Annotated in this window: 21 protein-coding genes; 11 read left to right on the forward strand and 10 right to left on the reverse strand. The window is 61.7% G+C overall.

Going from position 1 to position 22,157, the window contains the following annotated elements; translation table 11 throughout:
- Position 1: 1 nt before the first annotated feature.
- The 4 genes from HRF45_10085 to HRF45_10100 form a co-directional block, all read right to left on the reverse strand.
- A complete protein-coding gene (locus HRF45_10085) occupies positions 2 to 901 on the reverse strand; it encodes a slipin family protein (GenBank protein ID MEP0766872.1) in 900 nt (299 codons plus the stop codon).
- Between the two features lie 14 nt (positions 902 to 915).
- Positions 916 to 1,296: a GntR family transcriptional regulator gene (locus HRF45_10090; protein MEP0766873.1), complete on the reverse strand. Its 381-nt coding sequence runs from the start codon at positions 1,294 to 1,296 to the stop codon at positions 916 to 918.
- Positions 1,297 to 1,416: 120 nt separating this feature from the next.
- On the reverse strand, positions 1,417 to 1,590 hold the full coding sequence (locus HRF45_10095; GenBank protein ID MEP0766874.1) for a hypothetical protein: 174 nt from the start codon (positions 1,588 to 1,590) through the stop codon (positions 1,417 to 1,419).
- Positions 1,591 to 1,635: 45 nt separating this feature from the next.
- On the reverse strand, positions 1,636 to 2,448 hold the full coding sequence (locus tag HRF45_10100) for a prepilin-type N-terminal cleavage/methylation domain-containing protein (GenBank protein MEP0766875.1): 813 nt from the start codon (positions 2,446 to 2,448) through the stop codon (positions 1,636 to 1,638).
- Between the two features lie 198 nt (positions 2,449 to 2,646).
- On the opposite strand from HRF45_10100, the gene pruA reads away from it, so the two are divergent.
- Positions 2,647 to 4,191, forward strand: coding sequence for an L-glutamate gamma-semialdehyde dehydrogenase (gene pruA / locus HRF45_10105; protein MEP0766876.1), 1,545 nt, complete (start codon positions 2,647 to 2,649; stop codon positions 4,189 to 4,191).
- A gap of 84 nt (positions 4,192 to 4,275) precedes the next feature.
- Here pruA and HRF45_10110 read toward each other — a convergent pair whose 3' ends face one another.
- The gene (locus HRF45_10110; GenBank protein MEP0766877.1) at positions 4,276 to 5,289 is read right to left on the reverse strand and encodes a hypothetical protein; all 1,014 of its coding nucleotides are present in this window, start codon (positions 5,287 to 5,289) and stop codon (positions 4,276 to 4,278) included.
- A gap of 135 nt (positions 5,290 to 5,424) precedes the next feature.
- A complete protein-coding gene (gene der, locus HRF45_10115; GenBank protein MEP0766878.1) occupies positions 5,425 to 6,780 on the reverse strand; it encodes a ribosome biogenesis GTPase Der in 1,356 nt (451 codons plus the stop codon).
- A gap of 122 nt (positions 6,781 to 6,902) precedes the next feature.
- On the opposite strand from der, the gene HRF45_10120 reads away from it, so the two are divergent.
- Positions 6,903 to 8,894, forward strand: a complete 1,992-nt coding sequence (locus tag HRF45_10120; GenBank protein ID MEP0766879.1) for a DUF11 domain-containing protein — start codon at positions 6,903 to 6,905, stop codon at positions 8,892 to 8,894.
- 124 nt (positions 8,895 to 9,018) lie between these two features.
- Positions 9,019 to 11,196, forward strand: coding sequence for a hypothetical protein (locus tag HRF45_10125; GenBank protein ID MEP0766880.1), 2,178 nt, complete (start codon positions 9,019 to 9,021; stop codon positions 11,194 to 11,196).
- A gap of 16 nt (positions 11,197 to 11,212) precedes the next feature.
- Here the strand turns inward: HRF45_10125 and HRF45_10130 are convergent, their stop codons facing one another.
- The gene (locus HRF45_10130; GenBank protein MEP0766881.1) at positions 11,213 to 12,457 is read right to left on the reverse strand and encodes a glycosyltransferase family 39 protein; all 1,245 of its coding nucleotides are present in this window, start codon (positions 12,455 to 12,457) and stop codon (positions 11,213 to 11,215) included.
- Positions 12,458 to 12,638: 181 nt separating this feature from the next.
- On the opposite strand from HRF45_10130, the gene HRF45_10135 reads away from it, so the two are divergent.
- A complete protein-coding gene (locus HRF45_10135) occupies positions 12,639 to 13,427 on the forward strand; it encodes a glycosyltransferase family 2 protein (GenBank protein ID MEP0766882.1) in 789 nt (262 codons plus the stop codon).
- Positions 13,428 to 13,437: 10 nt separating this feature from the next.
- Entirely contained in the window at positions 13,438 to 13,917 is a 480-nt protein-coding gene (locus HRF45_10140; GenBank protein MEP0766883.1) for a hemerythrin domain-containing protein, read from the forward strand.
- Positions 13,918 to 14,314: 397 nt separating this feature from the next.
- Here the strand turns inward: HRF45_10140 and HRF45_10145 are convergent, their stop codons facing one another.
- Positions 14,315 to 14,482, reverse strand: coding sequence for a hypothetical protein (locus HRF45_10145; protein ID MEP0766884.1), 168 nt, complete (start codon positions 14,480 to 14,482; stop codon positions 14,315 to 14,317).
- 130 nt (positions 14,483 to 14,612) lie between these two features.
- Between HRF45_10145 and HRF45_10150 the strand changes: the two genes are divergently transcribed.
- The 3 genes from HRF45_10150 to HRF45_10160 are packed head-to-tail and all read left to right on the forward strand — an operon-like array spanning position 14,613 to position 16,068.
- Positions 14,613 to 15,263: a hypothetical protein gene (locus HRF45_10150; protein ID MEP0766885.1), complete on the forward strand. Its 651-nt coding sequence runs from the start codon at positions 14,613 to 14,615 to the stop codon at positions 15,261 to 15,263.
- Positions 15,260 to 15,640: a ComEA family DNA-binding protein gene (locus HRF45_10155; GenBank protein MEP0766886.1), complete on the forward strand. Its 381-nt coding sequence runs from the start codon at positions 15,260 to 15,262 to the stop codon at positions 15,638 to 15,640. The genes HRF45_10150 and HRF45_10155 overlap by 4 nt, the downstream gene beginning before the upstream one ends.
- Positions 15,641 to 15,669: 29 nt before the next feature.
- The gene (locus tag HRF45_10160) at positions 15,670 to 16,068 is read left to right on the forward strand and encodes a hypothetical protein (GenBank protein ID MEP0766887.1); all 399 of its coding nucleotides are present in this window, start codon (positions 15,670 to 15,672) and stop codon (positions 16,066 to 16,068) included.
- Positions 16,069 to 16,075: 7 nt separating this feature from the next.
- Here the strand turns inward: HRF45_10160 and HRF45_10165 are convergent, their stop codons facing one another.
- Positions 16,076 to 17,059, reverse strand: coding sequence for an NAD(P)/FAD-dependent oxidoreductase (locus HRF45_10165; GenBank protein ID MEP0766888.1), 984 nt, complete (start codon positions 17,057 to 17,059; stop codon positions 16,076 to 16,078).
- A 149-nt stretch (positions 17,060 to 17,208) separates the two neighbouring features.
- Between HRF45_10165 and HRF45_10170 the strand changes: the two genes are divergently transcribed.
- From HRF45_10170 to HRF45_10180, 3 genes are all read left to right on the forward strand, one after another.
- A complete protein-coding gene (locus HRF45_10170; GenBank protein MEP0766889.1) occupies positions 17,209 to 18,435 on the forward strand; it encodes an adenylate/guanylate cyclase domain-containing protein in 1,227 nt (408 codons plus the stop codon).
- 100 nt (positions 18,436 to 18,535) lie between these two features.
- On the forward strand, positions 18,536 to 19,435 hold the full coding sequence (locus tag HRF45_10175; GenBank protein MEP0766890.1) for a PEP-CTERM sorting domain-containing protein: 900 nt from the start codon (positions 18,536 to 18,538) through the stop codon (positions 19,433 to 19,435).
- A gap of 287 nt (positions 19,436 to 19,722) precedes the next feature.
- On the forward strand, positions 19,723 to 20,832 hold the full coding sequence (locus HRF45_10180; protein MEP0766891.1) for a hypothetical protein: 1,110 nt from the start codon (positions 19,723 to 19,725) through the stop codon (positions 20,830 to 20,832).
- A gap of 56 nt (positions 20,833 to 20,888) precedes the next feature.
- Here HRF45_10180 and HRF45_10185 read toward each other — a convergent pair whose 3' ends face one another.
- Complete coding sequence (locus HRF45_10185) at positions 20,889 to 21,929, reverse strand: hypothetical protein (protein MEP0766892.1); 1,041 nt, start codon at positions 21,927 to 21,929, stop codon at positions 20,889 to 20,891.
- Positions 21,930 to 22,157: the final 228 nt, after the last annotated feature.

Consider the following 22,157-nt stretch of genomic DNA (forward strand, 5'->3'; position numbering starts at 1 on the left):
CCTATTCGCCCGATTTCTGTTCGCCGACGGTGTTGGCGAGGGCGGTCATGCCCATTGCACCTCCCAGTCCCATCGACTCCACCGCTGTGCTCGGCACCACGATCAGCGCGCCTTTCTCCTTCAGCCCTTCGTACAGCATGTTCATCGCCCGCAGGTGCAGCGCGATCGGGTTGCTTTCGTACTGCTCGCCGGCACGAACGAAACTCTCGGCGATCTGTCGCTCAGCATCGCCCAAGATCACCCGAGCCTGGCGCTCGCGTTCGGCCTGTGCCTGCCTCGACATTGCATCCTGAAGCTCCGCCGGGATCACGATGTCCCGAATCTCGACCGACTCCACGGTGATGCCCCACGGGGTGGTCTCGCGGTCAATCATGGCTTGCAGCTTTTCGCCCAACTGCTTGCGCCCGATGAGCAGTTCTGCCAGCATGGACTCGCCGATGATGTCTCGTAGGTTCGTCTGCGCTTTGTAGAAGATGGCGCGCTGGTACTCGTTGACTTCGAGTGTGGCCTTCTGCGCATCCCACACGTGCCAAAACAGCACGGCGTCCACGTCCACCGGGACGGTGTCCTTGGTCAGCGTCTGCTGTGCGCTGAACGACGTGGTCTGCACCCGATGGTCAACCCACTGCACCACCTGATCCACGAAAGGCAGAATCCAAAAAGGCCCACGCTGATAAGCCTTGTGAAAGTGGCCCGCCCGCAGCACGACCGCTTTCTCCCATTGCTCGGCGACCCGCAGTCCCGAAGCGAAATAGAAGGCTACGATACCAGCGATTACGGTGGGCACCACGGCCTGCCCGGCAATGAAGAAGGTGGCGGCCGTCACTCCCGCAGCGGCCAGGTACGCGATGAACTGAAGCGGGTGGGGTGAATGCTGCGATGCCATTTTGTGTACACCCATATCCGAACGTGTGATCATCTTCTCTCCTCCGAGGCCTCTTGCTCGATAGCCTCGATCAGCTGCTCAGACCGGAAGCCGATGGCGGCGGCCTCCTGCAAAGCAGTCCGGGCGAGACCGCGCAGCCGCTCCTGGCGCGCGCGGTCCGACACGGCCGATGAGATGTCCTTGACGAAGGTGCCGACTCCTTGTTTCGTGTCAATCAAGCCTGCGCGGTGCAGCTCCATGTAGGCTCGCCCGACGGTATTGGTGTTGACCGAGAGGTCCACCGCAAGTTCCCGCACTGTCGGTAACTGGTCGCCCACGCGCAGCTCTCCCGACAGAATGGCGAGGCGGATCTGATGGACGATCTGCGCGTACATCGGCATCATGTCGTCGGGTCTGACCGTGATTTTCATCGTACCGCCGCGTTCCGATGTTCTACTACAGTAGTACAATCTCGCTTGGCGCTGCGTTGCGCTCGACAGGGCCTGTCCCGCGCATGCGACCTACATCGGCACTCAGCGGGGCACGAGAGCCTAGCCGGTGGGCGGCGCCGGAACTGGAGCGCCGGGCGGAGCGGGCGGGTTCGGCCTATCGTCAGGACCGGGCCGTGGCGGCTCACGCAGCACGAAGTACCCGACGACGGCGATCACGATGACCGCAATGGCAATCACGATCCAAGACAGCGCTGCGGGTACCTGCTTTTTCACCGTGCTCCTCCTTGTACTCCCAATCCATACTTAGGTGCTGCAGGCCTATCGGCTCTTGCTGACATCGTCGCCCCAGAACGCCTTCTTGTCTGGATCCCAGTTGGCCCAGTCGTTGTAGGTAGTGTTCGGCCCGAGGTACACGTTCGATCCCCCGGAGATGGTTTTAGAGTGGCTGTCCGCATACGCGACACAGAGTCGCTCTCGATGGTACCGCTGCGCCGCCCACACGTTGTTGCGCCAGTAGTAGGTGTTCTGGTCGGCGTTGGGGTCCGTCATCGGTCGGGCGGCTTCGAAGTTGACGTAGATGAAACTGCCCCACATATGGTCGCGAGGGTCGCGGGTGGTCAAGAGCATGGAACGCTCCACCAGACGCTCCTGTGCCGCGAGCTTCCTGCTCGGGTGGAAGATCCACCCGCCGTTCCACTCCCACCAACCGAAGAGGCCCCGCTCATTTGCGGCCATCGTGGCCCAGCCAAACCAGTTGAACCGGTCCCTGCCAGACGCGTCCTTCGAACCAGGTGGATGGAAGTAGGCGGGTGGAAGCTGCGCTGCGTCGTTCATCACCTCCCCGCTTTTCACGTAGCGGTACACCGCGACACTCCAGGTGACGAAGGTCCAGTTCACGTCCGGCCAGCCGGCAAACCATTCGCCGTACCACGGCTGAGGAGTGCGCTGGTCTACGTCGTCTGCGTACATGAGCACAGAGGTGGCGACTTGCTTCAGGTTCGAGAGGGTCTTGGTGGTCTTGACGGCTTTTCGTGCCGAGGCAAAAACAGGAAAGAGGATGGCGGCCAGGATCGCAATGATGGCGATGACCACCAAGAGCTCTATGAGAGTGAACCCACGACGCAACGTCATCTGGTACCTCCCGGCGTTTGACAAAATCGCCAAGCGCACAGGCCATTGTATCACGGAAGGCGGCTCTGCGAGCCGTCGTGTTCCCGCCACTTGTTCCGAATCGGAATGCGGCGACAGGGCATTGGCCCGGCTCGGTTCACTGCGGTTCCCGCCCGGTGCTACACTCGGCTCAGACAACGCGCGAAACGGAGGAGTTCGATGGTACTTCCCTATCGGCCTGAGCCATATGTAGACTTCTCGCAACCCGAGCCCGTGGCCAAGATGCGCGAGGCTCTCGCCCTGGTTGCGGAGCAACTCGGCAGGGACTACCCCAACTGGATTGGCGGGCGAGAAGTCCGCACCGAAGACCAGATGGTGTCCATCAATCCGGGCAACACCGAGCAGGTGATTGGTCGGTTTCCGAAGGTCGATGCCAAGCTTGCGGACGAAGCGGTACGCGCGGCGGCTGCGAGCTTCGAGCACTGGAGCCGCTTCCCATACGATGCCAGGGCGAAGATCCTGTTCCGGGTCGCCGCAATTATGCGACGACGCATCTACGAGCTGTGTGCGTGGATGGTATACGAGGTTAGCAAGTCGTATGCCGAGGCGTACGCCGAGGTTGCCGAAGCGATCGACTTTGCCGAGTGGTACGGAAGGGAGATGCTGCGAATCGGCGGGTCACAGCCCACAGTGCCATTTCCTGGAGAAGACAACGAGCTGCGGTACATTCCGCTCGGGGTAGGCGTGGTGATTCCACCCTGGAACTTCCCGCTGGCGATCTGCTCCGGCATGACGGACGCTGCGATCGTCACCGGCAACACCGTCGTGCTCAAACCAGCCAGCACCTCGCCGGTCATCGCGTACAAGTACCTCGAGATCCTGCACGAGGCTGGCCTGCCGAAAGACGTGGTGAACTTCGTGACCGGACCCGGCGGGCTGATGGGCGACACGCTGACGTCACATCCGTTGACGCGGTTCATCGCCTTCACAGGGTCGGCCGAGGTGGGCCTCCACATTAACCAGCTCGCTGCAACGCCCAACCCCGAGTGCAAGTGGATCAAGCGCACGATCCTGGAGATGGGCGGCAAGGACTTCGTGGCGGTGGACGACAGTGCCGACCTCGATCTCGCTTCGACCGAAGCCGTCACGTCGGCATTCGGCTTCCAAGGCCAGAAGTGTTCGGCGGGTTCGCGCTTGATCGTGCACCAGGCAGTCTACGACGCGCTGGTGCCGATGGTGGTGGAGAAGGCTCGGAAGCTGTCCGTCGGCAACCCATCCGAGGGGAACATCATTGGCGCGGTGATAGACAAGAACGCATACAACCGCATTTGGGAGTATATCGAGGTTGGCAAGGGCGAGGGCAAGCTGTTGCTGGGAGGCGAGAAGCTGGACCTGCCTGGGTACTACATTCCGCCGACGATTTTCGGCGATGTACCGGAGAACGCGCGGATCGCACAAGAGGAGATCTTCGGCCCGGTGCTGAGCATCATCAAGGCGCGGGATTTCGACCATATCATCGAGATCGCTAACGGGACCAACTACGGCCTAACGGGCGCGCTGATATCCAAGAATCGCGAGCACCTAGAGCGAGGTCGGCACGAGTTGCACTGCGGCAACCTGTATCTCAACAGGAAGTGCACCGGCGCACTCGTCGGTGTGCAGCCGTTCGGTGGCTTCAACATGTCGGGAACCGATTCGAAGGCCGGCGGCTCGGACTACCTGCTGTTGTTCACGCAGGCAAAGTCCATTACTGAGCGGTTCTGAACGTGTTCGGGCCTCGGCGCGAGCAGTACTCGCGCCGGGGCCCCTCACTTCCGTGCCTGGTGCCTGGCCCCCGCAGTCGTGGCGTTACTGCGCTCCAGACTGGCCGAAGAAGGTGAGCACCGTATTCAGGTCCACCAGGTTCACCTGGCCCGACCCGTCCACGTCAGCGTGCGCTGCGTTGGTTTTGGCGAAGTTGATCAGGACGGTGTTCAGGTCATCGAGACCGATTGCGTTATCGAGGCTGACGTCCCCGTTCCTCGGAAGGCTCCAGTTGAGCTGCGTGGCACCGCCTATCGTGACCCCCGTCTTTTTTTCGGACAGCCAGCGTGCCACGCGAGCCACTACATCGAAGGTGCCGACATTATGCACGGTGACACTGTACGCTCCGAAGGCGTCCAACGGAGCCGTGACGGTCTCCACTACTTGGCCACCGCTTTTCAGTGTAAGCTCCACCGATAGCTGGCTGGTGTCACCGACCCACGAGCCGAGTTGCACTTGACCGGCGATGTCGGCTGATTGCCCCACGTACTCGCAGATCACGCGGATCACGAGGTCACCGCTGATACCGAGGATACAGCCATTAGTCCAGCCGATACTCGGGTCATAGATGAGGTTCTTTCCCGACTGACAACCGTTGGTATCCGTCACCAGGCTCGGCCCCAAGAGGGGGTTCACGGGATTCACGAAGAGCAGGCCAACCGCGAACGGCCCATTGTTGAACACGATGTTCTCGCCGCTCACGTCGAACTCGTTGAGGCCGCCGTCGCGCATTATAGGTCCGCCCAGGGACCGCACGAGGATGGGTGTCGGCGGGTTCTCTGCGCCACCCTGATAGAAGTTGATTGCGCCCTGCTCTTGGTCCGCCTGGGGGGGATTGAGCGAGTACCACATGATCTGTACCCGCTTGATCTTCAGCGGGAAGTTGGAGGGCGACGTGTTGAATACGGCCGCGCCGATGTCCCCTGGGGCGAATCCGGCTTGGATTGCGCCGGTTGCTCCGTCCACCAAACTGTCGTTCCGAAGCTCGAACTCCTGCGCGATTGCGGTACCTGCTAGTGCGGTGAGTACGGAGAGTCCGAGCAAACGTGCTGTCTTCATCGAGTAAGCCCCCGGTTTCGCTGCAGATGCTGCAAGATGCCGCAGATACACTCATGAGTATACTGCGCTTCCCTTGTTTTGACACCGCTACACGCTGCCAGGTTCCGCACCTGGCAGCGCGGCACCGGGGTGCCCTTACGGCTTACGTTGGTGGGAAGCGCGAAAGTCCAGCACCAGGGGAGAGCCTTCGAGTGGATACTCCTTGCGGAGCCGGTTGTGCAGGTAGCGACGATAGGAGAAGTGGACCAGCTTGGGGTCGTTGACGAAGACCGCAATCGTCGGCGGGCGTGTGCGAGTCATGGTGGCGTAGTAGGCCTTGAGCGCGCGGCCTTTGACGGTCAGGGGTCTCTCGAAGGTGGCGTCGTGGATGATGCGGTTCAACACCCCGGTAGTGATGCGGAAGCTGTAGTTCTCATAAGCCTCGATGCAGGTGTCCATCAGCGCTTCGATGCCCGTTCCCCGGGTCGCGCTGGTGAAGCAGATGGGAGCGAACGCCTGCTCCGGAGCATCCCGCTGAACGGTGCGAGCGAAATCGCGTTTGGCCTGCGATCTCTTCGTCGGCCGCCCGTCGGGTGGTTCGACTTCGTCCCACTTGTTCGCTACCCAAACCAGGGCCTTCTTGGCTTCGTAGGCAATCGAGCCGACGCGCTTGTCGCCGTCGGTGAAGCCTTCTGAGGCATCGATCACGACCACGCAGATGTCCGCCCGCTCGGCCGCCCGCGTGGCGCGGAGAGCCATGTAATACTCCACGGAGCCCTGAACCTTTCCGGGCCTGCGCAGTCCGGCGGTATCCACCAGTGTCAGCGGCTCGCCCCTCCAGGCAAAGGGAGTGTCTACGGCATCCCGAGTAGTTCCGGGGATATCGCTGACGATGGCGCGCGGTTGTCCGAGGATGGCATTCAGCAAAGAGCTCTTCCCCACGTTGGGACGCCCGAGGATTGCCAACGAGATCGGCTCTGGTTCTTCCGGCACGGGCTCGGGGGTGGGCAGCAGGTCCACGACTTCGTCAAGCAGGTCGGCAACACCGCGCCCGTGCAGCGAAGAGATGGGGCGTGGTTCCCCAAACCCCAACGCGTAGAACTCGTCTGCGTATTCTTCGCGCCTTGGGTTGTCGGCCTTGTTGACCACGAGCAGGACCGGCACCTTCAGGGGCCGCAGCTCGTCGGCCAGTTCCCTATCGGCGGGGCATAAGCCGTCGCAGGCGTCCACTAGGAATAGCACGACGTCGGCTTCTTGAAGTGCTATCGTGGCCTGAAGTCGTATCTGCTCCCACAGCACTTCGGGCTCGGTGGTGAGGCCACCCGTATCCACCACCGTGAACCGTCGCCCTCGCCAGTCTGCTTCTGCGTAGAGACGATCGCGGGTGATCCCGGGCGTATCCTCGACCACGGCGATGCGTCGCCCGACGATCCGATTGAACAGCGTGGACTTGCCGACGTTGGGCCGGCCTGCGATCACTACGGTGGGAAGTCGTGCGACGGGCTCGCTCATGGTCACCGATTCTGGCATAAGGCGCTCGGGGCTGAACGACCGTCCCGGCAATGGTGCTGTGGGCTGCGGAGCACGATCAGAGGAACAATGTCGGTAGCTCTCACTGTGGGTGAACCATGATCATGCCGCGAGACATCATCCGGGCCCTCATCATACTCCTGGTGCTGACGGTGGCCTGCTGCGCTTCGGTCGCCCAAGGTTCACCCAGTCAGTTCAACATGCTCGAAGGCATCGGCAGCTTCGAGGACGATTGGGACGGCGACGGCTTCGCGAACTGGTGGGGCACCATCATCGACCCCGTAACCAAGCAACCGGTCTACAACAAGTCTGTGTTTACCGTAGGGCTCTCCTCGCAGAGCCCGGCGCACGGGGTTCGCTCCCAACGGGTAGCAATCAGCAAGAACGACGGGTCGAGCTACGGCCTCACATTCTGGGCCCAAGTCAAGGTCTCAGACGGAGTGCTGCGCCCGGGTTCCCGTGTCGTCCTCAACTTCAAGTACCGAACCAGCGAGACGGTCCAGAACGTCCAGTGGAAGGTCTGGTATCGCAGTGTGCTGCCGTCGGACCCCAACGTGGGCTACGGGGAGTTTCAAAGAAGCACGATCCTTACTCCTGAGCTAACATGGCGCGAGTGGCAAGGTGAGGTGTTCGTGCCCGAGGACCGCACGGAGCTACACATCGGTTTTCACATCATGGCCACGGCCGGCAACTCGAGCGGCACCATTTGGCTGGACGATCTTCGGCTGACGGATGGCCGCGTCCACGAGCCGCCCTTCGAGAAGCCCATCAAGCTGTTCTATATGTACCGCTTGTACAAGAACTGGGTAGAGACTGCGCGACGTGCAGATGCTGCGGGCCAGCATGAATACCACAATGCACCGGGCATCAAAGCGCTGCGACCTGACTTTTTGAACGTTCACTGGATGCGTGTGGCGTACACGGCTGATGAGGACCACTACTCGCTGGAAAACCTCTTTCCTTTCAGTTGGGTGCAATCTAACCACCCCGAGTGGTTCCTTCGGGACGATGAAGGCAACCTGATGCAGGGGGACAACGCCACGAGCCTGGACCTCGGGAACACGGAATACCAGGACCACCTATTAGCCCGCATTCTGGAGCTGGCACCGCGCGAGAAGTGGGACTCGCTCTTGGTGGAGTTCCTTCACCAGAACCGAAGCTTGAACACCCTCAATCAACGCAACCCCGCAGGATACGCGACGGACGCGGAATGGCAAGCGGCCGTCACCGGGTTCTTACAGAAGCTGCAGCCGCTGAGGCAGATGGGCATCAAGTTGATCCCGAACATGGGCTGCACTGGCATTCTCGAAGAGCCTGGGGCGACGTGGATTCAACTCTGCGACGGCTTCATCTTCGAGTGGGGCTTCGCGATGCAGGAGAAAGACGGAAGCGTCTTCTACTCCGACTGGAACAGCTGGCGATACAAGTTCCTGTCGCTCGTGAATGCGGGCTCGAAGATCATTATTGTCGGCCATCGGCTTCCCGACTCGTGGGTAGGTGTGCGACGCTACTCGCTCGCCTCCTACCTGTGCGGAATGTCGGACAATACCTACTTCGGATTTGCCACTCCGGAGACCGATGCAGCCTGGTTCGACGAGTTTGCCGCTCCGCTGGGAAGACCGACGCAGACCTACAAGGTGGTCGCCGGTAACATGAGCACCGGGGCGCTGATCGAGCGAGCGTTCGAGAACGGATTGGTCGTTGTCAACCCGGCGGAGAACCAAACGTTCACCTGGAGCTGTCCCGGTGTTTACCAGGATCTAGACGGAGGCATAGTCGAGCCAGGAACGAAATCGTTGCCGCCGCGTACGGGTCTGATCCTACTGAATGCACCCAAACTGGTGATGAGCATGACTGCGAGCCCTGCTACCCCGGCGCCGGGCGAGCTAGTGACCTATCGGGTGGAGTTCAACAATGTTGGCACCGCCTCGGCTCTCAACGCCTACGTTAGTGCCCCGGTGCCTGCTTACACCACCTTCTCTTCCGCACAGAACGGCGGGGTGTACGACATCGTGCAGAATCGTGTCGTCTGGAACGTCGGAACGGTCAATCCCGGTGCCAGCGGGACTCTAACGTTCCGAGTTCGGGTGCAGTAAACGTTTCTCTCTCGCTCAGTCCGGGATTTCCACACCTCGCAGGCAAAATAGCTTGCCTAGAATTTGATCCTGCTGTATTATGTGCGGTAAAGCACGGTGCTGAGACAGCTAGGTGGCTGTCGCTATGCCCGAGATTGGTGGCGGCAGGATGTGTTTTCGTTTCGTTGTTTGCGCGACTGTGCTGCTAGGGATTATTGCTGGCTTCTTGGCAGAAAGTACACTTGCCCAGGCTGCAGTCACCCGGCTGAACTTGCTAGAGTACGCCGGCAACTTCGAAGATGACCAAGATCTACCTGGGGACGATCAGAGGTGTCACAGTAAGAGCTCAGAAGGCATTGCCAACCACTGGGGGCCGATGAACGACACCTACGAGAAAGCGGTTTTTAGGCCTGAAGTCCGGCGGGACGGGCCGTTCCGAGGCCGAGGTTACCAGCGGATCGCGGTCACGGCGGCTCCCAGCAACCAGAAGGTCATCAACCTCGGTGCGGACGTGAGGAGTGCCGAGAGCGGCTGGGTGCCTGGGCTTCGGCTCGAGGTGAGCATCGCGGTCCGCTCCGGGCCTGCAACGAGGGGCTTGCGCTGGAAGGTGTGGTGTAGCTGCGGCTCAGAGAATAACCAGGTTTATACGGACGTCATCCCGCTGCAGGCACCGGCCAGCACCGACTGGACCGTCATTTCCGGCGAAGTCACTCCGCCCGCCGACGCCACGAAACTTAAGTTCTGGCTTCATGTCGAGGCGAGCGAGGGAGCACAGGGATGGATCGACTTCGACGATCTTCGGGTGGAGGACCTGCGACCGTTGCCACCCGCTGTTGACAAGCCGATCAAGTTGTTGTGGATGTACAAGCCGCTCACGAGTTGGGTGGAAACGGCTCAAAGAGCCGATGCCGTTGGTCTCCACAAATACCATAAATCAGGCACTTATGTTGCGCTGAAACCCGATTTCCTCAACCTGCACTGGGTACGTGTGGCTTACACGGATTGCTGCACAAATGATGACCCCTATTGCAATCTCGGAATTGTGAACTTGTTCGACGCATGCAGCATCCAAGCGAGCCATCCAGACTGGATCCTGTGCTTGAATGGGGTGAGCGACTCCTGCTGCAAGGGGCATATCTCGCTAGACGTCGGCAATCCTGGGTATCAAGAGGCGGTGCTGGCTGCACTTCTTCAGCACGCCGGGCGCGAACATTGGGGCGCCTTGATGCTAGATTACTTTCACCCGAACCGTGCGCTGAATAACGTCTGTTCAACGCCTGGCGATCCCAAGTATCCATGCAACTATCCCGACGACCCAGCATGGCATGCAGCGGTGAGCCAGTTCCTACAGAAGCTTCAGCCTTTGCGCCAGAGGGGCATCAAGCTGATACCGAATATGGGCTTTAGTAGTCCGGATCAGGCTCCATGGGTACCGTGGATGTCCCTAGTAGATGGCGCTATCATCGAGTGGGGATTCGTAATGAGGCACGCGGATGGCTCCGGCAACTGCGTACTAGACTACTTTGACAATCCTGACTTTCCGGCGGATCCCCAGTGGTGGCGGAGCTGGCGGGGCAAGGTTCGTCTGCTTCAGAACTCCACCGGATCCGACTTGGGTGACAAGTACATCATGATGAATCATCGCCTCTTTGAAGACGACCACCTACCGAGGCGCTTTGCGTTGGCCTCCTACCTGTGCGCCATGACCGACTTTACGTACTTCGGTTTATCGACGGCCTACGATTGTCAGGCTGGTTCTCAAGCGGAGCCGATTTGGCACGATGACTTCCTGGTACCAATCGGGAATCCGACTGGTCCCTTATATCGCCTGGACGAACGATTGGTCAAGCACTCAGACATCCCTGAAGCTATTGACGATACCTCGACGATTGCGGTGTGTCGTGACTTCGAGAACGGCCTAGTCGTAGTCAACCCGCACCGGCAGAACTACGCTTATTGGCGTTGCACGACAACTCTCGTCGGACTTGACGGAAAGCGCTACTCTCCAGGCATTCACAGCGTGGCACCACGCGAAGGCCTGATTCTTCGGTATGCTGCGCGTCCTCGTGTCGAGGTAAAGATTTCAGCAGTACCGGTACTCGTGGTTCCAGGCGGCCTGGTGACGTTTGTTGTCACGTACCAAAACGTAGGGGAAGCAACCGCTGAGGATATTGTCGTCAGTGCGCGAGTACCCGACAAGTGGTGCACTTTCCACTCCGCATCGGACGGAGGCGTCTTGATAGGCAATGAAGTTCAGTGGAGTGTCGGGAACATTCCGCCTGGTGGAAAGGGGGAGCGCGCGTTCTCCGTCAGAACTCACTAACAGTAGTATCGCTCGACTATCCTCGAGACGACTCCGCAGAACGCCACCGACACAGTACCACGCAGAACCCGGCAAGGAACACCGGAGCCAACGGGAGGAGGTAGCGGGAGGTGCCACCGAAGACGGTCACGGCCAGGAAGATGGTGAGCGCCATCAACGTGAAGGGTATCAGCTCGGCCCAGTACCTTCGCAGTGCCCTACCCAGTCCCCACACGCACACCGCGAGATAGGCAAAAAATACCGCATCGGCGAGCTTTTGCAGCTTGGAGCTGGCCTGCCAAGGCCGCTGAGAGGTCGGAACGCCTGTGCCCAGTGGCGAGAGGGTGTTGTAGTACTTGTTAGGAATCTGCGCCAACGTGTGTCCAGGGTTCTCCATCACCCACCGGAGCGCGGTGCGGCCGTAGAACTTGTCAATCTCGTAGAGCGACTTGCCTTTGGTCTCGGCCCACACATCCACCACCGTCCCGTCCTTCATCGGCCATAGGTGAAACGTGGGTGGCATCTTGCCATAGGACTCGGGGCTGTTGAACCCTGCGAATACACCACCGGCCATGCTAATCGGCACGAACGCGCCATGTACGTTGTAGTTCCGGTACGTCCAAGGAGAGATGACGACAAGCGCCGGCAGTACGACGGCTCCCAGAACCGCGAGCCGTCGGCCTCTCGGCAACCGGAAGAGCATCCACAGCACATAGAGCGCCAGCATCGGCAAGAACGTGGGGCGAGTGAGGGAAAGCAGCCCGAAGAGCACGCCCACGATGACAGCAGCTCGCACCTCCCAATCGGTCCGAAGCGCTGCTAGGTGTGCGACGAAGAGCGCACCTACTAACAAGAGTACGAGGTTCTCGGAGTAGAGCCACCCCGTCACGTGTAACAACTGCGGCTGAAGCAACATCAGCACAAGGAAGCACAGCCCGACCCTGCTCCCAAATAGCGCCCGGAATCCGACCAGATAAAACAGCGCAGCGAATGGCGTCATCAAGGCCTGCAATACGCGCACGGCATCCGGCTGGTGGCCCACCACGGCGTACACGCCCGCCATCATCAGTCCGTGCAGGGGCGCACGATGCACTTCGAGGTCGAACCCCTTGCCGGTGACCAGGCTCCATGCGGCGTGGTCGAACGGCTTGGCATCACCGTAGAGGGGGTCTTTCTTAAGGAACGGGTCAATTTGCCCGGCGACCAGGACGTAGGCTAGCCGAGTTACTAGGATAGCGACGAGGAGCCATACCTCGGCTCGGGAGAGCCTCCAGTCGAGCACTGCGGTAGGAACCTTCTCGGAGGAGTTAGTTCTGCCCACGGCGGCGCAGTGTACCCCGGCAATCATCCTCGAGCAAAGGGCTCGATAGCCGAGAATCCGTGGTAATATGTTGTTTTGAGAAAGGCACCGGCGTCTTCGGGGGGAAATGAAGGATGCCGGCGACGCTTTTTATGGGGGAACCATGGTAAACGGCGTCAGCATCTCCGTTGTTATTCCATGCTACAACGAGGCTGCAGGGATTGGAGAGACTCTGCGCGGCATTCCGGACTACGTAGACGAGATTATCTGCGTGGACAACAACTCGACGGACAACACGGTGGAGATTGCCCGCGCGGCAGGTGCAGTCGTTGTGCCCGAGCCCAATCAAGGCTACGGCCATGCCCTGTTGGGTGGGTTCCGAGCCGCAACCAAAGATGTCATCGTGACTATGGACGGCGACGGCACCTATCCTGCCGTGCAGATCGCCGAACTGGTGGACACTCTGCTGTGCGAGGACCTAGATTTCATCACCTGCTCGCGGTTCCCGCTGAAGCGGAAGGACTCGATGCGCTTCCGAAACGTCGTTGGGAACTACGCGCTCTCCCTCATCTTCGGGCTGCTCTACGGCAAGTGGCTACGGGACTCCCAGTCGGGTATGTGGGTGTTCCGGAGGAGCATCTTACCGCTGATGCACCTGGAAGGCGGAAGCTGGGAGTTCAGCGGGCAGATCAAGATCGAGGCCGGCACCAACCCCTACATCCAGTTTCGGGAAGTGCCGGTGGACTTCTATCCGCGCTACGGGAAGTCCCACTTCCACGGATGGCTGGCCGCGATCAAGGTGGGGATTCACGACATCCGGTGGATGATTAGCCAGCGTTTCGTCAACCGCAAGGCACGCCAGAAAGCGGCCTACGAGGCCTTGGCCGGCACGCACGTTGCACCAGTGCCCCTGGCCACTGTCCCAGAGCCGTCCGACGCCAGTGGCCAATAATTGCCACTCTGTGCGGAGCTTCACCGAACTCGCCGAAGCCCACCGTGAGCTGAACGCGCTCTTCCGGCGTCACCAGGAAGCGTTGGTGCTTCGCGAGACTCCCCAGGCTCTAGCGGCTCTCCATGAGTTTCGGGCAGCTCTGGGCGCCCACATGCGCGCCGAAGACGAGGTGCTGCTGCCGCTGTACGAGCAGGTAGGCGGTTCGGTGGAGGGCGGGCGACCGGAGCAGTTCGATGCCGAGCACCGCAAGATCGCGGCCGATATTGAGCGCATCGCCAACACGCTGAAGATTCTGGCGGCGCAGCCCACAATCGAGCCCGCCGAGGTCATCGAGCTGCTGGACGAAGAGTACCGGTTCAAGCACCTGATGGACCACCACGAGAGGCGCGAGGAGAAGTTCTTATTCCCACGCCTGGATGCCCTGCTCTCTCCCGAGGCCCGTGCGAAGGCTTGGGAGTCATACACCATGACTCTCTGCCAATCCCAATAGATATCCACAACCATCATCCGCCATCTGCGGATGATGGTTGGCGGACGCGTTGCAATCTCAGTACGCGATAGTGTGACCCGCCAAGCACCCCCCAATCATCCCGAGCGTAGCGAGGGAACCCTTTCTGCCGCCCCGCAGCGTCCAGCGCGAGGGAGCCTGCGGCGAAAAGCGAGAGCCGGAGGCATCAGAAAACCATCCCTCGGTCGCGAGCGATCGCGCGTGCCAGCGGAGGTCCTCCGCCGCTCCCTCGGGATGACAGAGTGGGCGCCGTGAGGGATGGATGGGCAAACAATGCGTGCGTTATGGTCGTTCCCCTCAACGCCCGGGTTCTCATGGAGGCCGAGGGGGGGCACAGCGCTCATCGGCAGGACGCCGAGGCTGGGGGCGGTAAGGAGGGTTAGTCCTCGCGGTCTCTGGGGATATCGCGTTGCATGGGCTCGTTGCCGGCCTTGTCCAGATCCCTCAGGGTCCGCTTCAGCGCGCCCTTCAGGTCCAGCTCCTTGGCTTCCTCGATCACCTTCTTGATGGCGCTGGGCTTCGCTTTCTTCGGCTTCGGCAGCTTCATCGTTCCACCACCTCCGCCTTGAATACGCACCAGAGTTGCTACAGGATGCACGCCGGGGAGTTGTGCGCAGCCAATGGCAGCGCATGGCGCGGGATTCTAGGGGATACAAACGGACTCCAGATGCGTTAGAATGGCGTTGCCGCCCCTCGAGTGCGGCAGCAAAGGGACGGATATGACGGGCCCGGATCGGTTTCAGTGCCCCAACTGCGGGGCGAACAACATGACAGGTGCCGCGGCCTGCTGGCAGTGTCGTATGCCGTTCGGGCAGGCGGCGCCACAGCCCGGCATGCCGTACCCGTTCTACGCCGCCCGCCAGCCTCGCCGCATGAGCTGCGGTCTCGCGGTGGCCTTGGCCCTGTTCTTTATGCTTGCCGGGGCTGGTCTAACCGCCTACTTTCTCATCCGCAAGTCATCGCTCGCCGTTACGCCTCCCGAAGACCCCATCGAGCATTCGGTACGGGACGCGCTGGGGCTTTCGCCCACGGAACGCGCCTTGCGCGACCTGAAGCAGAGCCAACCATCCGGCAACGGTGCGACTGCCATCTCCGGCATCATGGAGGGGCACACCAAAGAGGACGTACGAGAGCGACTGGGTGAACCGCAGAGCATCGAGCGTGGCTACCTGATCACGGAAGACAACCGCGAACTGCCACGCGAGGTGTGGCGCTACTCGTACGGGTGGGTGATGTTTCGCTACGAGAAGGTAGACAAGACGGGGCGCGGCGATCCACCCATCCTACGGCCCCAACCGGTGTACTCTCCGAATGGGGGGTACCGATGATCTCGCGCGAGCACTGGGATCGCTGGGCGCCGGGCGAGCGGCTGGTGGTCGCGATAGTGACCGCTTGCCTGATGATGGCCGCTGCGTTCATCGCCTTTCGTACGCCCCCCGCCGAACAGAAGACCCCATCGAAGCCCCAGCCGCCGTCAACAATCGGCAGAGTGACGCAGCCATCGCCCAAGGTTGGTCCAGTCAGCATCAACACCGCCGGGCAGGCCGAGTTGGAGACGCTGCCGGGCATCGGACCGGACCTGGCGCGCGAGATCGTGCAGGATCGTATTCGTAACGGACCATTCTTCTCCGTTGACCAACTGAAGAGGGTGAAAGGGATTGGTCCCCGAAAGCTAGAAGAACTGCGCAGTCGGATACGACTGTAGCCCTTGGTTTGCTTGAAAGGATAACCGCCATGAGAGTGCTGTTGTGCTGCGCAGCCGCGGAGAGTGTCGCATCCACTGTGAAGTCCCTGCTGGACCGCGGACACGAAGTCGAAGTGTTCGACCGCTGGCCCGAGATGCTCCATGATGCCAGATCGCGTCCATGCGATGCGATGGTGTTGGAGCTGTCGGCCGCGTTAGGCCCGGATGGCACGATAGAGCCGTACGAGCGGTTTGCCGAGGAGAAGATGGGGGACCCGAGACTACGCACCGTGCCGCTGATCCTGATCGCACTTCCGCCGGACGAGGAAGCCGACCAGATGGTGGGCTGGCCGGGCTTCCTGTATGCCTACCTGCGGCATCCGATGGACCCCGATGCGGTCTTGCGAGTGCTGGGCCACCTGCGGGAGGGAGCCATAACCTCGGCGTGATTCGGGTCTATCGGCGTTCGGGCAGGTTCATGTTGGTGGTGTGGCCGGGGAAGAGCGAGGCGCTGGGGTCAATCCGCGTCTTTGCATAGTTGACGGCCGTGCACACCTCGCCGACACCCGTGGCAATCAGTTTCAGTTTTCCCTCGTAGGAGGCGATGTCACCCGCAGCAAAGACCCCCGGCAGGTTCGTCTCTCTGCGTTCGTTTACGCGGATGCGGCTCCCGTCCAGGTCGAGTCCCCAGTCCTTGAGCGGGCCGATGTCGGCAACGAAACCGATGTTGACGCTGACTGCATCTGCTGGGACTTCCTCCATCTCGCCGGTTTTCGTGTGCTTCAGCGTGACGGACTGCAGGCGGTCCTCCCCGTGGAGCGCTGCGACCTCACGGAAGGTGAGCACCTCGACCGGACTCGCCAGCACCTGTTCCACCGTGTCTTCGTGGGCCGCGAACACGTCGCGCCGATGCACCAACAGGGTGCGCCCGGCATCCGGATGGAGCGCGAGTGCCCAGTCGAATGCGGAGTCTCCACCGCCCACGATGATCAGGTGTGGAACGGCAAAGTTAGACCGTTCTTTCACGCCGTAGTAGAGACCCTTGCCTAGGAAGCGCTCCTCCTCCGGCAGTCCAAGCCGTCTCGGCGTGAAGGAACCCACGCCCGCGGTGATGATGACAGTGCGTCCAGCGTGCTGCCTCTCTGCAGTGGTCAGGAGCCAGCCATCGGCGATCGGCTCCAGCGTCAAGCACTGCTCATCGAGGTACACCTCGGCGCCGAACTGGAGGCCCTGCTCGGACATGTTGGTCACCAGGTCGCGTGCGAGCACCTTCGGAAAGCCCGGCATGTCGTAGATATACTTCTCGGGGTAGAGCGCGGTGAGTTGCCCGCCGAGATCCGGCAAGCTGTCGATCAGCGTAACCGTCATCTTGCGTAAGCCCGCGTAGAACGCTCCGAATAACCCCACTGGGCCGCCGCCGATGATTAGCACGTCACGCATGGCCAGTTCCTTTTCCCCTTTCCGCGGCTCGCCGCCACCCCGAGAGTTCAACGCACAGATGGCGACTCCCGTCGGCATGCCCCTAAGTCTGCGGCATGCAACCGAGCGACGTCTCGCACCATGCTGATGTAGAATCCCATACGTCTATCATGGATCAATCACTCCAGTTCGAGCCGGAAGCCGAGGGGAGGAAGTTCGACGAGCAGACCGCCGAGCGCATCCTCTCTATTGCAGCGCGTCTACAGGAACGCGAGGGCGAGAAGTTGGACGAAGGACGCCTGAAGCGGATTGCCGAGGAGGCGGGGGTGCGCCCCGAGTACCTGGCGCTCGCCATGCAGTTGGTGGACAAGCAGGCCGAGACGGTGAAGCCGCCGAGGGGGAGCATCTGGCGTAGGCTTCGGGAGCCATACGACAGCGTGATGGGACCGAAGCGACGGGTGCTCGATGCCGGGCTGGTCGGGCTTTCAGGAGCGGTGCTGTCGGTCCTGTTCGGGGACATCGGACTGCCGGCGATCGGCACGGTGGCGGTCATCGCATCGGTCGCGGCTGGCTGCTGGAGCATGTTCAAGACGCACGCGGTGGGCTTCGGGACGCTGGCGGGGATGGCGTGGGGCGGCGCCTACGGGCTAGGGCACGCCCTGATGCATGGCACCTATGGCGGCGAGATCGTAGGCGGGTTGATGGGCGGTGCGCTGCTGGGTGTCATTGTCGGGGCAATCGGCTCCGGCTCTGCGCCCATCGCTCAGGCGGCACCGGCCCAGACAAGGATTTCGGCCCAGGCAACCACTACGGACCGGCAGGAGATGCTTCGGCAGCTTTACGAGCTACAGGACCGCTTGCGGCAGGGGACCCAGAACGCAACGTTCCTTTCGGTGGATGTCGTCGGCTCGACGCAGATGAAGTTGGGGGCCGATCCACTCGCGGTCGAGTATTCGTTCGGTGCGTATCATCAAGTGGTCGGGCAGATCGTCCGGGAATGCGGCGGTCAGGTGCATAACACCTCTGGTGACGGCATTACTGCGGTGTTCGACCTGCCGGAGAGAGCTTTGTCCGCCGCACGGGCCATCCAGCGTGCCGTGCCCAAGCTGAACGCGGAGCAAAATCGTCTGGCCACGCCTTTCTCCGTCCGGTGTGGCATCCACTCCGGTGCGGTGGTCGCGCCGCACGGAGACTTGCGGGGCGTCGAGTTCGCACATGTGATCGATATCGCCGCCCACCTTCAGAAGGCCGCACCGCCGGGGGGAATCGTGATCAGCGAAGGATGTGCGGCCGAGGTGCACGATCCCCTGCTGCGATTGGGGCTGATCGAGACGGTGGTAGAGGGCGTATCCGCCCACGTGTTTCCGCCCATCCCCGAGGCCCCTGGCACCTCGTAGCCTTTCCTGTTTGGCCTGACTGCACGCGATTTGGCCCGTCTTCCGCCATGTGCTCGGTGGCCCTTTCGAGGGACTCAGTGACGCAAGGAGCACATCGGGAATGCATAGGAGACTGGCCCTTCTGAGCCTCATCTCACTCTCCGTCGCAGCGACTGCGCAGTTTAGCGGGAACCTAGCAGACTATGGCGTAGACGTCGGCGGCAACCTGTTCAACGGCCCCATCGGCGGATCGTTCGCGGACCTTCAGCCGGGCGGCGGCGGCGCCGGCGCCAGCGCGGCATCGGCCGACGCGGGCGTGTCTGGCCTGATAAGCTGGTACGTCTGGGATGGCTTCGGGCCCCACGGCAATGCGGGCGTGGGCACCCACAAGAACCTCCGCGACTTCGGCGGCCAGCAGTTCGACGTAAAGGCCCTCTACCTGACCAATGACGCGACCTATCTGTACATCGCAATTGTTACGGGCTTCGACCCGGCGGGCACCGCCGACCCCTACGGGCGGTCGCGGACGTATCGGGTGGGCGACATAGCCATCAATCCGGACTGGGCGGCCAAGACCTCGCAGTACGGCATCATCCTGCCCACCGCTGCGGTCGGACATCTGGGAACCGCAAGCGTGATGGCGGGTGGCCTGTGGCACACGCCGGACAAGGACGTCGGCTTCGGGCCCGACCCCTACTCGAACTACAAGAGCGGCGGAACGCTGACCGGTATCGTGGCGGACGTGCGCTACTCGGGAGTGCTCTACAACGGCAATCCGGTTTTCTACAGCGATCCGGTTACCAACACCAACATCCCGCTTCGCCTTCTGGAGGCTCGGATTGCGTGGGCGGACCTGGGTCTGAACTACGGGGACACCGTGAATGTGAGCTGGGCCGTGTCCTGCAACAACGACTCACTCGCGGGGGCTCACACGCTCGCCGTGCCGGAGCCTTCCACCGTCTCCGCGTTGCTCGCGGCAATGGGCTCGTTTGCAGCGATGGCGCGACGCCGCAGGCGGTAATCCGCGACGTACGGGAACCCAACGGGCCGAGAGCTGCCGCTCTCGGCCTTCGCTGTTGGTGGGGTCTAAGGTAGTTTCGTCGTCCCGGCACTGATCCTCGGGCCGGAGGGAGGCCGGAATTACGTGTGCGACGATACGGGGATTTTTAGCGATTCTAAGATTCCCGGCTTCTTACGGGCAAAGGTCGTGATATACTACTTTCGTCACCATGGCGCGAAGTCGTATCGCGCCACGTTCTATTACGCGCCGCGTGACCGGCGCCACTCGTGAGCGAGGGAGAGGTTTTCATGATCAAGAGCGCACTGGCCAGCCTGCTCGTATCGGTGTTCGCCGTGTCGCAGGCCGCTAACGTAGGCATCTTCGACGACACCCGCCTCTATAGCTCCATCTACAACCTGGAAACCGGCGCAGCGATGACGGAACTTCGGAGCATCTACCAGGCTCGCGGTGCGGTGTTCCATCAGACCGACTCGCTGACGGCCGAGTTTCTGTCCGGGGTATCGGCGCTTCACATCGCCTCCATCTCGGCCCAGAACCTGAGCGCGTCCGAGAAGGCGAACCTGGTCAGCTGGGTTCAGAGCGGCGGAACGCTGCTCATCTTCGGGGAGTGCGGATGCTATGGCACTCAGGCGGCCTACAACAGCTTCCTGAACGAGTTCGGGGTGACTCTATCGGGGACGACTTCTTACGGGCCTGGCACGGTGGTTGCTTCCCACCCGATCACCCAGGGTCTGACTTCTGTGTACATCGGCAAGAACGGCACACTCGCTGGTCCATCGTCAGCCAAGAGCCTGATCAATGACCAGTACAACTATGTTGCCGCACTGGTGATGGAGTACACGCAGCAGACGGGATCCGGGCGCGTGTTTGTGATGGGCGACGGCGACATGTTCACCGACGTGTACATGCAGGCGTATCCGAATAACAAGGTGCTCGCCGAAAACTTCGCCTCTTGGGCGCTCAACGCGATGCCGGTGCTCAGCGGCACGATCTCGTTGCCGGGGTACCTCGGCGAGGTCGCCGGATTGCCGCTCAGCGTGCAGTTGTTCGACGGTGTGAACCTGGTGGGCAGCTACAGCACCACGTTGGGTCCCGGCGGCGCGTACTCCGTGACCGTCTCGGAGCCGGGCACGTGCGACGTTGTCGTGAAGCCCTATCGTTGGCTGAGCCGCAGGCAGACGAACGTTCTGATCGCCGGCAACACGGTGTTGGACTGGACCATGGCGTACAACGGCGACGTGAACGGGGACAACATTGTTGACCTCATGGACCTGAACGGCGTGCTATTGCAGTTCGCCCAAACCGGCCCTCTGACGGGAGACCTGGACGGAGACAGCCAGGTGGGGCTCAACGACTTGAACATCGTGCTGATCAACTTCACGAAGACGGGCGAGTAGCTCGTCGCTTAGATGGTCCTTCGGCGGTCCGGGCGGTACACCGCCCGGACCGCTCGCTATTCACTCTTCTCGGGAGTGTTCGCAGGACGCAAAAGCTGAGTGGGCTCGACGTCCGGCTCGCCGTGTGCGGCGCGCAGCAGGGTCTCCGAGCCCTCGTCATAGGCACCCGACGCACGCAGCAAGGTAGCGGCGTCGCGCTGCAGCTCAATGCGCTTTTCGACCCTGTTCTTTGCCTCCTCGGCTTCCTTCCGGACTTCCTCCGGCCCGTCACGCAGCACCCGCTCGACCGGGCCGAGGGCAGGAGCCGCACCGAACATGCCTACTACTCGAAGTAGCCCACGCAGAAGCTTCGGCTCCTTGTGCGACAGCAGGGAGATCAGGGCGTTGCGCTGTGCGACATCGAAGCTCTCGACATGCCCCTGCTCGACGCGGGGCAACAGCTCGGTGAGCAGTGGGATGACGCTGGAGGCCAACTGCTTCTCGGACGCAGCGAGGGCGAGCGGCCCGACGGCACGCGGCTCGCTCAGGGAGGCGAGCGCATTGGCCATGCTCTTGCGGACCAACACGGCCCTAGCGGCCAGCACCGTGACTAGGCCCCACATGCCGCCGAAGGCGCCGCCTGACCCCCCATCGCCCGTCAAAAGGGGAACGACAACCGCAACCGTGAAGAATAGCAGCAGAGCCGCCAGAACGATGGGTGCGAACTTCCGCCTCTTGGCTTCCGAATTCTCTTGCTTGGCCATCGCATCGAGCAGCAGCTCCACCGCCCGGTCATCGCCGATGCGACCGAGAACTAGCGCAGCGGCTTCTCTGGCACGATCCGGCGCCCCGCCGTCCTGGACTAGGAATCCAAGAGGTTCGATGACACGTTCTCTCGCCGAAACCATCGTGTCCATCGCCCGCTGACGCGTCTCATCGTCCCTGAGGCTGAGCTGCCTCTTCAGGACCTTGTAACGGGTCAGTCCCTCTCGCTTTGGCCACCCCGGATGCCAAGCCTCGCGGTAGCCACAGCCTCTGCACGCGGCTAGGGGTAGTGCCTCGTCGGGAGCGAGCTCACTTCCGCAAGTCGGGCAGGTCATCGGGCTATCAGCTACCATCACGCGCCTCCGGGCAAGCTACCATTCTGACATAGCTACGCACACCGGCGGTCGAGGTTGCAGCGATCACAGGCCACACCGACCTTTCTGCTCTCGAGGTGTTGCGTTGGCGGGGGCTGGACCACCTCCCCACGAATGCTCTCACGTAACGTGAGCCCGTCTCATAACGTTAGGAGTCAAGACGGCGGCGGAGCGGCGTCTCGGCCGCTCCGCCGACGGAGCGCAGCA

Source organism: Fimbriimonadia bacterium, from assembly GCA_039961735.1.
In the GTDB taxonomy this organism is placed as follows: domain Bacteria; phylum Armatimonadota; class Fimbriimonadia; order Fimbriimonadales; family JABRVX01; genus JABRVX01.

Bases quoted from the DNA above. Each gene is read 5' to 3' on its own strand.
- pruA (MEP0766876.1), top strand. From the start codon at position 2,647: ATGGTACTTCCCTATCGGCCTGAGCCATATGTAGACTTCTCGCAACCC.
- HRF45_10135 (MEP0766882.1), top strand. From the start codon at position 12,639: ATGGTAAACGGCGTCAGCATCTCCGTTGTTATTCCATGCTACAACGAG.
- HRF45_10085 (MEP0766872.1), bottom strand. From the start codon at position 901: ATGGGTGTACACAAAATGGCATCGCAGCATTCACCCCACCCGCTTCAG.
- HRF45_10180 (MEP0766891.1), top strand. From the start codon at position 19,723: ATGATCAAGAGCGCACTGGCCAGCCTGCTCGTATCGGTGTTCGCCGTG.
- HRF45_10120 (MEP0766879.1), top strand. From the start codon at position 6,903: ATGCCGCGAGACATCATCCGGGCCCTCATCATACTCCTGGTGCTGACG.
- HRF45_10090 (MEP0766873.1), bottom strand. From the start codon at position 1,296: ATGAAAATCACGGTCAGACCCGACGACATGATGCCGATGTACGCGCAG.
- HRF45_10165 (MEP0766888.1), bottom strand. From the start codon at position 17,059: ATGCGTGACGTGCTAATCATCGGCGGCGGCCCAGTGGGGTTATTCGGA.
- HRF45_10170 (MEP0766889.1), top strand. From the start codon at position 17,209: ATGGATCAATCACTCCAGTTCGAGCCGGAAGCCGAGGGGAGGAAGTTC.
- HRF45_10175 (MEP0766890.1), top strand. From the start codon at position 18,536: ATGCATAGGAGACTGGCCCTTCTGAGCCTCATCTCACTCTCCGTCGCA.
- HRF45_10155 (MEP0766886.1), top strand. From the start codon at position 15,260: ATGATCTCGCGCGAGCACTGGGATCGCTGGGCGCCGGGCGAGCGGCTG.
- HRF45_10160 (MEP0766887.1), top strand. From the start codon at position 15,670: ATGAGAGTGCTGTTGTGCTGCGCAGCCGCGGAGAGTGTCGCATCCACT.
- HRF45_10110 (MEP0766877.1), bottom strand. From the start codon at position 5,289: ATGAAGACAGCACGTTTGCTCGGACTCTCCGTACTCACCGCACTAGCA.
- HRF45_10100 (MEP0766875.1), bottom strand. From the start codon at position 2,448: ATGACGTTGCGTCGTGGGTTCACTCTCATAGAGCTCTTGGTGGTCATC.
- HRF45_10185 (MEP0766892.1), bottom strand. From the start codon at position 21,929: ATGGTAGCTGATAGCCCGATGACCTGCCCGACTTGCGGAAGTGAGCTC.
- HRF45_10150 (MEP0766885.1), top strand. From the start codon at position 14,613: ATGGCGTTGCCGCCCCTCGAGTGCGGCAGCAAAGGGACGGATATGACG.
- HRF45_10145 (MEP0766884.1), bottom strand. From the start codon at position 14,482: ATGAAGCTGCCGAAGCCGAAGAAAGCGAAGCCCAGCGCCATCAAGAAG.
- der (MEP0766878.1), bottom strand. From the start codon at position 6,780: ATGAGCGAGCCCGTCGCACGACTTCCCACCGTAGTGATCGCAGGCCGG.
- HRF45_10125 (MEP0766880.1), top strand. From the start codon at position 9,019: ATGCCCGAGATTGGTGGCGGCAGGATGTGTTTTCGTTTCGTTGTTTGC.